The 2540-nt window shown below is 59.4% G+C and carries 3 protein-coding genes; all 3 read right to left on the reverse strand.

Features of this window, described 5'->3' with window-relative positions; genetic code table 11:
• Positions 1–73: 73 nt before the first annotated feature.
• On the reverse strand, positions 74–742 hold the full coding sequence (locus VL130_RS15895) for a trimeric intracellular cation channel family protein (protein WP_325364288.1): 669 nt from the start codon (positions 740–742) through the stop codon (positions 74–76).
• 139 nt (positions 743–881) lie between these two features.
• Complete coding sequence (locus VL130_RS15900; RefSeq protein ID WP_325364290.1) at positions 882–2156, reverse strand: M20 family metallopeptidase; 1275 nt, start codon at positions 2154–2156, stop codon at positions 882–884.
• A 29-nt stretch (positions 2157–2185) separates the two neighbouring features.
• Positions 2186–2540: NAD(P)-dependent oxidoreductase (locus VL130_RS15905; protein WP_325364292.1), on the reverse strand; the 355-nt coding region annotated here is incomplete at its 5' end.

The raw sequence follows: 2540 nt of genomic DNA on the forward strand, positions 1-2540 counted from the left end.
ACACCCGTTTTTGTTGGCATGGACACTGTGCGGTGGGTCGGAACACTCCTTCAAATAATGCACTGACGATCGCTCAGCGCTCTCTTTTATCATCCGAGGAATTCGTTTCAGCGCGCCGCCGCGCGGAAAGATGAGCAACCGGCAAGTGCCAGCCGCGTCTGATCGCCATGTAACGAAGGCCGAAGCACAAAGTCCCTCCGGCCAGAGCTGAAACGCCGTAGGAAAGACCGAGCATATGGCCGACAACAACGGTCGACGCGCCGGCCAGTGCTGCGACGGCGTATAGATCGGAACGCAGCACCTGCGGAATCTCCGCGAGGAGAACGTCGCGCGTCATGCCGCCTCCGATGCCGGTCAACATGCCCAGAAGTGCCGACATAACCGGACTCAATCCGAACTCGATCGCCTTTTGTGCACCCGCAACTGCAAAGAACGACAGTCCCACGGCGTCGAACAGAAGCACGGGACTGCGCAGCCTATCGACGCCTGCATATGAGAAGAAGGTGATGAGCCCGGCTAAGACCGAAACCAGCAAATATCGACCATCGGTCAGGGCCGCGGGTGGCACCGCGCCAATCAGTAAGTCGCGGCCGATCCCGCCAAAATTTCCTGCCACGAAGGACAGGACAAGGATACCGAAAATATCGAGTCGGCGATTAACCGCGGCAATCGCCCCGCTAATCGCGAAGACGAAAGTGCCCCCCAAGTCAAGAATATGCACGAACGTTTCAATGGTGATCATGACGGCTCCGCCCGCAAAAACTTAACGTGTTAAGTCGAAAGCAAGAAATGGCACCGGGACAAATCCGAAGTATGAGCTGCCACGGCGTCGCGTATTTCCGCACAATGCTCTTCCACGGTAGCCTTTGACCCAAAAGGCGTCAGGTCGCGCCAAGCCATGCCAGCGCGCCGACAACCAGCGCCTCGACGCCTGTTTCTAAGGTTGGATGCAGGACCGGCGCGAATTGTGGGCTGTGATTGACCGGGAGTTCATTCAGCTTACCCGCCGCCTTCGCCTTGGCGTAGCTCTGAGGATCATTGCCGCCCACGAACCAAAACACCGAAGGCACTTGCCATGCGGTGCCGAAACAGCCGAAATCCTCACTGGCCGGAGCAGGTCCCGTGTGCTTCACCCGATCGGCGGAAAAATGGCCGCGAAATGCCTCGGCTATACGGTTGCTCGCGGCCTCGTCATTCACATTCAACGGGTAACGGTCGAGTGGTGTAATCTCCGGCTTGCGCGGGGCGCCCGAGGCTTCGGCCTCGGCATTGACGATCCGCTCGATCGCCGCAAGCACATGCTTGCGCACGCCTGCATCGAACGTCCGTACATTGAGCTTGATGACGGCTTCGTCGGGAATGACGTTCTCCTTCGTGCCGGCCTGCAACATGCCGACCGTGACCACCGCCGCGTCGTTCGCGGCAACCTCGCGGGACACAATGGTCTGGAGTCGCAGGACGACAGATGCCGCCATGACGACGGGATCAATGCTGGCCTGTGGCATTGAACCGTGCGCACCACGTCCGAACAGACGAATTTGCAAACTGTCCGCCGCGGAGGTGATCGGTCCGGCGCTTCCGGCGACGGTGCCGGCGGGGCCAACCATGACGTGCTGGCCAAGCACGACATCGGGTTTGGGAAAGCGTTTGAGCAGGCCGTCGTCGATCATGGCCTGGGCACCCTGCGCGGTTTCTTCACCCGGCTGAAAAACGGCCATTAATGTGCCCTTCCAGGCGTCGCGCGCCTGCGCCAGCAGCGTAGCTGCACCGACCAGCCACGCGACATGCATGTCATGGCCGCACATATGTCCTACTGGCACGGTTATCCCTTCAGCGTTCGTCGCTGTGATCTTACTGGCATAGGCAAGGCCGGTGTTCTCGGCGATCGGCAGCGCATCCATGTCGGCACGCAGCATCACTGTCGGCCCTTCGCCATTGCGGAGCAGCCCCACTACACCCGTCTTGCCCACTCCGGTCGTCACCTCGTAACCAGCTTTAATGAGCCCGTCGGCGGCGATGTCCGCCGTTCGCGTCTCTTGCATCGACAGTTCGGGATGGGCGTGAATGTCCTTATAAAGCGGTTCAAGGTCGGGTAGCAGCTTGCCCAGGTTCGTCAGGACAACGGATGCGCTATTGAGGGAGGTATGCTCAGCCATGACGAACTCCTTCTGATGCTTACCGGTGGCTAGTATCCGACTGTGAAGCGTCGGCGGCTGTGTGCATGCTGTTCAAGTTCATCGACCATCGCGATCGCAAAATCTTCCATCGAAATGTAGCTCTTACCCTGAGCATAACGGAGCAATTGGTCGCCGCCGAGCCGAAAGTGTCCCGTGCGCTCACCGGGTGCGAAGTCTGCGGAGGGTGAAAGGAAGGTCCAGTCGAGATCAGACCCCTCCTTAAGTCTTTCGAGAAAACGCGCGCCAGCCTTAGCTTCGGCCTTGAACGCCTCGGGAAATCCGTCCGTATCTATCAACATCTTGCCTGATGCGACCTCAAGGCTGCCGGCTCCGCCCACAACGAGAAGTCTTTTGACACCCGCT

Origin of the sequence: Asticcacaulis sp. (genome assembly GCF_035497195.1) — a bacterium.
Classification (GTDB): Bacteria; Pseudomonadota; Alphaproteobacteria; order Caulobacterales; family Caulobacteraceae; genus Asticcacaulis.